This window comes from Mycobacterium colombiense (genome assembly GCF_003284975.1).
GTDB classification, from domain to species: domain Bacteria; phylum Actinomycetota; class Actinomycetes; order Mycobacteriales; family Mycobacteriaceae; genus Mycobacterium; species Mycobacterium europaeum_A.
This window is the reverse complement of sequence record NZ_QMEU01000026.1, coordinates 46,772-54,485: the sequence shown is the minus strand read 5'-3', so window position 1 is coordinate 54,485 and position 7,714 is coordinate 46,772. Positions and strand designations below refer to the sequence as shown.

General features: G+C 67.4%; 7 protein-coding genes and 1 riboswitch. All 7 genes read left to right on the top strand.

Annotated features, from left to right (window positions below; all coding sequences use genetic code 11):
* Window positions 1-967, top strand: a 967-nt coding sequence (locus tag DQP58_RS11800) for a S8 family serine peptidase (protein ID WP_165827849.1), incomplete at its 5' end; no start/stop codon positions are given.
* A 19-nt stretch (window positions 968-986) separates the two neighbouring features.
* Window positions 987-2,195: a type VII secretion protein EccE gene (gene eccE, locus DQP58_RS11795; protein ID WP_112708564.1), complete on the top strand. Its 1,209-nt coding sequence runs from the start codon at window positions 987-989 to the stop codon at window positions 2,193-2,195.
* A complete protein-coding gene (gene eccA5, locus DQP58_RS11790; protein WP_112708563.1) occupies window positions 2,192-4,024 on the top strand; it encodes a type VII secretion system ESX-5 AAA family ATPase EccA5 in 1,833 nt (610 codons plus the stop codon). Before eccE ends, eccA5 begins: the two co-directional genes overlap by 4 nt.
* Before the next feature lie 125 nt (window positions 4,025-4,149).
* A riboswitch (M-box (ykoK) riboswitch) is annotated at window positions 4,150-4,325 on the top strand.
* A 282-nt stretch (window positions 4,326-4,607) separates the two neighbouring features.
* Window positions 4,608-4,907: a PE family protein gene (locus DQP58_RS11780; RefSeq protein WP_112708562.1), complete on the top strand. Its 300-nt coding sequence runs from the start codon at window positions 4,608-4,610 to the stop codon at window positions 4,905-4,907.
* Between the two features lie 18 nt (window positions 4,908-4,925).
* Window positions 4,926-6,107 carry a PPE family protein gene (locus DQP58_RS11775; RefSeq protein ID WP_112708561.1) on the top strand — a complete coding sequence of 394 codons (1,182 nt, stop codon included), beginning with the start codon at window positions 4,926-4,928 and terminating at the stop codon, window positions 6,105-6,107.
* Between the two features lie 19 nt (window positions 6,108-6,126).
* Window positions 6,127-7,338: a PPE family protein gene (locus DQP58_RS11770; RefSeq protein WP_112708560.1), complete on the top strand. Its 1,212-nt coding sequence runs from the start codon at window positions 6,127-6,129 to the stop codon at window positions 7,336-7,338.
* A gap of 17 nt (window positions 7,339-7,355) precedes the next feature.
* Window positions 7,356-7,691 carry a DUF732 domain-containing protein gene (locus DQP58_RS11765; RefSeq protein WP_112708559.1) on the top strand — a complete coding sequence of 112 codons (336 nt, stop codon included), beginning with the start codon at window positions 7,356-7,358 and terminating at the stop codon, window positions 7,689-7,691.
* Window positions 7,692-7,714: the final 23 nt, after the last annotated feature.

Below are 7,714 nucleotides of genomic sequence, written 5' to 3'. Positions count from 1 at the left end.
GGTGGCCCCGGACGTCGACATCATCGCGATCCGGCAATCCAGCCAGGCCTTCGGCCTCAAGGACGCCTACACCGGTGACGAGGATCCACAGACCTCGGCGAAGATCGACAACGTGCAGACGATGGCGCGGGCGATCGTGCACGCCGCCAACATGGGGGCTCAGGTCATCAACATCTCCGATGTGACCTGCATGAGCGCGCGCAACATCATCGACCAGCGCTCGCTGGGCGCTGCGGTGCGCTACGCGGCCGTCGACAAGAACGCCGTCATCGTGGCCGCCGCGGGTGACACCAGCAAGAAGGACTGCAAGCAGAACCCGCCGCATGATCCGTTGCAGCCCAACGATCCTCGCAACTGGAACGCGGTCACCACGGTCGTGACGCCGTCCTGGTTCAGCGACTACGTCCTGACGGTCGGCGCCGTGGACAACGACGGCCGCCCGCTCAGCCAGGGCAACCAGGGTCAGGCGTCGACGAGCGTGGCCGGGCCGTGGGTCGGGATCGCCGCACCGGGAACGGACGTCATCGGTCTGTCACCCCGCGATGACGGCCTGATCAACGCGATCGACGGGCCCGACAACACGCTGCTGGTCCCGTCCGGCACCAGCTTCTCGGCGGCGATCGTGTCCGGGGTCGCCGCGCTCGTGCGGGCGAAGTTCCCGCAGCTATCGGCGTATCAGGTCATCAACCGATTGACGCGTACCGCCCGGGCGCCGGCACGCGGCGTGGACAACCAGGTCGGGCACGGCGTCGTCGACCCGGTCGCGGCTTTGACCTGGGACGTGCCCGACGGTCCGGTGAAGCCGCCGCAGCAACTGTCGGCACCGCTGAACGTTCCGAAACCCGTGCCGCACCGGGATATGGTGCCAGTGTGGGTGGCCGCCGGCGGCTTGCTGGGCGCGCTACTCATCGGCGGCGGAGTGTTCGGTACGGCGATGCTGATGAAGCGATCGCGGAAACAGCAATAGGGGCGGAGCAGCAACACTCATGAAGGCTCAGCGCAGATTTGGGTTGTCGTTAACGTGGCCGCGGCTGACCGCGGTGTTCTTGGTCGACGTGGTGATCATGGTGGTGGCCAGCCACTGCCCCGAGTCATGGCAGGGCACGTATCGGATCGCGTTCTGGGTGGGCGTCGGTCTGGCCCTGCTGGTGACGCTGCTGTCGCTGGTCACCTATCACGGGCTGACGGTGACCTCGGGGTTGGCCACGTGGCTGTGGGACTGGTCCGCCGACCCGGGTTCGGCGCTGGCCGCCGGCCGCACCCCTGCCCTCGATCACCAACGCCAATACGGGCGCGACAAGGTCGGCGTGCGGCAGCACGACGGCCAGTTGGTCACGGTGATCGCGATCAACGGCGGCGACGAGGAGTCGGCCTCGCGGCTTCGTCACCGCAACTCGCCCCCCACGCTGCTGGTGTCGGCGGTCGCGTCGGGCCTGCGCCAGTTCGACATCCACCTCGACGACATCGACATCGTGTCGGTGAAGGTCCGGCGCGGCGGCCCCGAAGCCAGAGCCGCTGAGTTGTCCAAGCTGGACGACTGGGGGCCCGAAGAGTGGGAGGTGGCCAACGACCAGCCCACCTCCTACATTCGCCGCACCTGGCTGGTGTTGCGGATGAACCCGCAGCGCAACGTCGCCGCCGTGGCCGCCCGCGATTCGCTGGCGTCCACCCTGGTGGCGGCCACCGAGCGGCTCGCCCAGGACCTCGACGGGCTGACCTGTGCGGCCCGGCCGTTGACGGCCGACGAGCTCGCCGAGGTCGACCGGGCGGTGCTGGCCGATCTGGAACCGACCTGGAGCCGTCCCGGGTGGCGCCGCCTCAAGCACTTCAACGGTTTCGTCACCAGCCTGTGGTTGTCGCCGTCCGACATCACCACCGAGAAGCTGGACGAGCTGTGGGACGACGAGACCTTCGCGACCGTGCTGACCATCCGGCTCACCTCGCGCGGCGGCCGGCCGCAGGTATCGGCTTGGGTTCGCTACCACACCGAGAAGCGGTTGCGCAGGAACGTCGCGTCGGGGCTCAACCGTCTCACCGGACGCCAGCTGGCCGCCGTGCGCGCCAGCCTGCCCGCCCCCACGGCGCGCCCCCTGCTGGTGGTGCCGAGTCGTCCACTGCGCGCCGACGATGAAGACCTTGCGTTATCCGTCGACCAGCTGCGAGGGAGCTCGGCGGGCGTACCTGTAGCGCAATGACGAGGCCGCAATCCACCGCTGAAGGCGCCCGCAACGCGATGGTCGCCGGCCTGTTGGCCTCCGGCGTCTCGGTCAACGGGCTGCAGCCCAGTCACAACCCGCAGGTCGCGGCGCAGATGTTCGCCACCGCGACCAACCTGGATCCAGGCATGTGTGACGCCTGGCTGGCGCGAATCCTGGTGGGGGAGCAGAGCATTGACGTGCTCTCCGGTGCGTGGTCGTCCATCCGGACGTTCGGTTGGGAGACTCGCCGCCTCGGAGTCACCGAGCTGCAGTTCCGTCCCGAGGTTTCCGACGGGCTGTTCCTGCGGCTGGCGGTGACCAGCGTCGAGACGTTGGCGTGCGCGTACGCCGCGGTCCTGGCCGAAGCGAAACGCTACGAGGAAGCCGCAAAACTCATCGACAGCGTCGAGCCCCGCCAGCCCGTCGACGAGGAACTCGTCAGCTACGTGCGCGGTGTGCTGTACTTCCGCACCGCTCGGTGGCCGGATGTGCTCAACCAGTTCGCCGAGGGGAAGAGCTGGCGACAGCCCGAGCTGAAGGCCGCGGGTGCCGCGATGGCCACCACGGCGCTGGCTTCGCTGGGTGTGTTCGAGGAGGCCTTGCGCCGCGGTCAGGACGCCATCGAGGGTGACCGGGTGCCCGGCGCGGCCAACATCGCCCTGTACACCCAGGGGATGTGCCTGCGACACCTCGGCCGCGAGGACGAGGCCGTCGAGTTGTTGCGGCGAGTGTACTCGCGGGACCCGAAGTTCACGCCGGCCCGCGAGGCGCTGGACAATCCCAATTATCGGCTGGTCTTGACCGACCCGGAAACGATCGAGGCCCGCACCGACCCGTGGGACTCCGACAGCGCGCCGACCCGGGCCGAGACCGAGGCCGCTCGTCACGCCGAAGAGGCGGCGAAGTACCTGGCCGAGGGCGACGCCGAGCTCAACGCCATGCTGGGCATGGAACGCGCCAAGCGCGAGATCAAGCTCATCAAGTCGACGACCAAGGTGAACCTGGCGCGCGCCAAGATGGGCCTCCCGGTGCCCGTGACCTCGCGCCACACGCTGTTGCTCGGACCGCCCGGCACCGGAAAGACCTCGGTGGCAAGGGCTTTCAGCAAGCAGCTGTGCGGGTTGACCGTGCTGCGCAAGCCCGTGGTGGTGGAGACCAGCCGCACCAAGCTGCTGGGGCGGTACATGGCCGACGCGGAGAAGAACACCGAGGAGATGCTCGAGGGCGCCCTGGGCGGCGCGGTCTTCTTCGACGAGATGCACACGCTGCACGAGAAGGGCTACCAGCAGGGTGACCCGTACGGCAACGCGATCATCAACACGCTGTTGTTGTACATGGAGAACCACCGCGACGAGCTGGTGGTCTTCGGCGCCGGTTACGCCAAGGCCATGGACAAAATGCTGGAAGTGAATCAGGGTCTGCGACGGCGGTTTTCGACCGTCATCGAGTTCTTCAGTTACACCCCGGACGAGCTGGTCGCGCTGACGCGGTTGATGGGCCAGGAGAACGAAGACGTCATCACCGATGAGTCAGCCCACGCATTGCTGCCGTCGTACACAAAGTTCTATCTCGACGAAAGTTATTCCGAGGACGGCGATCTCATCCGCGGCATCGATACGCTGGGCAACGCCGGTTTCGTGCGCAACGTGGTGGAGAAGGCCCGGGATCATCGCAGTTTCCGTCTGGACGACGAGGACCTGGATGCGGTGCTGGCCAGCGACGTGACCGAGTTCAGCGAACGTCAACTGCTGCGGTTCAAGGAACTGACACGGGAGGATCTGGCCGAGGGTCTCAGTGCGGCGGTCGCCGAGAAGAAGGCGGACTAGCCGGGTCCTACCCCGTCCGGTGGCCGGCATTGCGCGCGCGGTTCAGGTAACGGGCGCATGAACCGTTGGGGATGCGTTGTCCTTCAGCTTGACTCGGCGACCGCCGAGTGCCACCATGGCCAATGCAAGCACCTCGCTAGGTGAGGCGTCTGCACGGACAAAGGCCACTGACCTCGAACGTCGAAAGACGCCCAGGGTCAGGACAGCTCTTCCCGGATTAAGGGTTGAGCCCAAGTGGCTTCCGGCTTCAGGTAGCCGGATACGCCGTGTGGTGCCGAAGCTCTGACGAGAGGGGTGCCGCGACCGACTGTTTCGCCTGGTCGTTCCTCCCCGTGTGCACCGTGTGGCACCCCCGCGTGCCCTGGCTTGGAGGAGGTGAGAGCGACGTGAGTCCCGACGACAGTCCGTATTCCAGATCGATGACCATCTCGCTTCGATCCGACCTCGGCATCGATATTTCCTGAATTGGCTTGTATTTAGCCAACTTTCGTAACGTGCGCGCTCACTGACGTGTGGCGCTGATGCGCGCCTCGGTGCGGCCAGGGATCCTGGCGCGCCTCATTTCTTCGTGGGGAGATTTGTAATGAACTTTGTTACCGCACAGCCGGATTCACTGGCCGTGGCCGCCGGTCGGCTGCACGAGATCGGCTCGGCGCTGACCGCGCAGAGCTCGGCCACCGCGGCCCCGATGACCGGGGTGGTGCCTGCCGCCGCGGACGTGGTGTCGATGCTGACGGCGGCGCGATTCGCCGGACACGGCCAGCTGTTCCAGGCGTTGAGCGCTCAGGCGGCGGCGCTGCACGAGAACTTCGCGATCACCTTGCAGGCCAGCGCCGGTTCGTATGCGGCCACCGAGGCCATCAACGCGGCGTCGGCCCGCTGACATCGTTGGGAATGCATCGTGTTGGATTTTGCGGCGCTGCCGCCGGAAATCAACTCGGCCAGAATGTATTCCGGGCCCGGATCGGGTCCGATGCTGGCCGCCGCCGCGGCATGGAGCACGATGGCCGCGGAGATGCGCTCGGCCGCAGCCGCTTGCGGGTCTGTGGTGACCGAACTGACCGGTTCGGGTTGGCTGGGGCCGTCGTCGATGTCGATGTTGGCCGCGGCCGCGCCCTATCTGGCCTGGCTGGACGGCACCGCCACACAGGCGCAGGAGGCCAGCGGCCAGGCGTTCGCGGCAGCGTCCGCCTTCGAGTCGGCCTTTGCCATGACGGTGCCACCGCCGGTGATCGCGGCCAACCGCGCTCAGCTGGCCGCGCTGGTGGCAACCAACGTGTTCGGCCAGAACACGCCCGCCATCGCGGCCACCGAGGCGCAGTATGCCGAAATGTGGGCGCAGGATGCGGCCGCGATGAACGGCTACGCCAGCGCTTCGAGCACCGCGTCGCAACTGGCTCCGTTGGTTACGCCGCCGTCCACCGCGAACACCGACGGGGTGGCGGCGCAGGCGAACACGGTGGCCCAGGCGGCCCAAACGCCAGCAGGTTCGGTGCAGTCGGCACTGTCGTCGGCCGGGGGCGGTATCTCGTCGCCCGGTTCGCTGTCGTCGTATCTGGCCGGCCTGCTGAGCGGATCGGATGATTCCGCTTTCGGTACGTTCACGAACGGCAACTTCTTCAGCACGGCCGTCGTCAATGGCGCGCTGGCCGGCGGTCCCTTCAACCCGCAGTTCATCATTTCCTCGGTCCAGGGCGTCCTGGCAGCCCAGCATGCGACGACGCTGGGGGGCCTCGCGGATTTCGCCGCCGACGCCGACGACGCCACGAGTGCCGGCCTGGCGTCGAGCACGGTGGGGTCGGCCGGCTTGGGCGGCGCGTCCGGCGGGGTGGGCAACGCGCGGCTGGTGGGATCGCTGTCGGTGCCGCAGAGCTGGACGTCGGCGGCCAATATCAACCCTGGCCAAACGGCCGTCCAGGCCACCGGCGTCACCGGTCTCACCGACACCACGGCGGCCCCAGCCGCGGGTGGGCCCGGAGGTGTCGCGGGGCCGACGGGTAGCACCGGCCGGCGACTGCGCCGCGCCATCCCCAAATACGGGTTCCGGCCCGTCGTCATGCCACGTCCGCCGGCCGCCGGCTGAACACTCTGGAGAAGATGCCATGTCGCTATATGCGGGATTGCCGCCCGAAATCAACTCGGCAAGAATGTATTCCGGCCCCGGCTCGGAATCGATGCTGACCGCCGCGGCCGCGTGGAACACCATTTCCGCTGAAATGCGTTCCGCTGCAACCAGTTATGAATCGGTGATCGCGGCGCTCACCAGCGAATCCTGGTTCGGACCGTCCTCGGCGAAGATGTCGGCGGCGGTGGCACCGTTCGTCGAGTGGCTCAACAACACCGCCGCCCAGGCGGAGCGGGCCGGTACACAAGCCAACGCGGCCGCGGCCGCATACGAGGCCGCGTTCGCCGCAACCGTGCCTCCGGCCCTCGTCGCGGCCAACCGCACGCAGCTGACGAAGTTGGTGGCGAGCAACCTGTTCGGCCAGAACGCTGGATTGATTGCGGCCAACGAGGCCCAATATGGCGAGATGTGGGCTCAAGACGCCGCCGCGATGACCAGCTACAGCACCGCCTCGCGCGCGGCAACCGAAATGAGGCCGTTCCAACAGCCGCGGTCCGGCACCACCAGCGGCGGCGTCGCGCAGCAAGCCGCCACGGTCGCTCAAGCCAACGACGCGACCGGCGCCGGCGACCCGTCGGGAGGACTGCTCGCATGGCTGGGACTCGCGCCGAACACTAACGGCTCCGGCCAGCCCGGGCTGGCGGGACTCATGAACTTTTTGGATGGATCCGACGGCAACGTGTTCGGGAGCTTCCTCAACAACGCCTCGGTCGCAAACTTGTCCAATGCCTTTACCACCAGCGGGTTGTTGAACCCGACGTCGTTCGTCGATTCGGCGGTCAACATGAATTCCATCTCGTCCTTGAATGCGGTAGACGCAAGCACGTCGGGACTGGGGGTGCTGGCGGCCGGTCTTGGTGGTACCGCCAACCTGGCGTCGGTGACCGCGCCCGGCGCGGCGGCGGTAGCCGGCGTCGGACAGGCGAGTCTGGTGGGGGCCTTGTCGGTTCCGCCTGCCTGGGGCGCGGCTGGGGCGGCAATCACGCCAGTGGCGGCGACGACCCAGGTCGGCCTAGGCGCTTACCACGGCTTCGGTTCTGCCACCCCGATGGTGATGGAACAGGCTGGGGGAGTCGGCATGCCGGGTGTGCCGCTGGCGGGCATCCCTGGTGGGCATGAGGACGAGTTCTCCGAGCCGATGTACGGGTTTCGCCCCCGCATCATGGGTCGCCCACCGGCCGCCGGATAAAGAGAGCGAATTCCGGCATGAAGTACCTACCGATTCTGACTGCCGTCATTGCCGTGGCCGGCACGGCAATACCAGCGCACGCCGGCTCCGACGACGACGCGTTCCTCGCCGCCCTCAACAAGGCGGGTATCACCTACTCGAACCCCGACCGCGCGATAAAGGCGGGGCAAAAGGTTTGCGACTTGGCCAACTCAGGCGCCACGGAGCTCGACATCATCAGGGACGTCCATGAGCTCAACCCGGCGTTCACCGCAGCAAAATCCGCCCTCTTCGTCCAGGCCGCGGCCAGCGTCTACTGTCCCGATCGTCTCTCCGCCAGCGATGGCGGAACAAACCCCCACAGCGGTGGCTAACGCCCATACCGGAGGCTGACAAA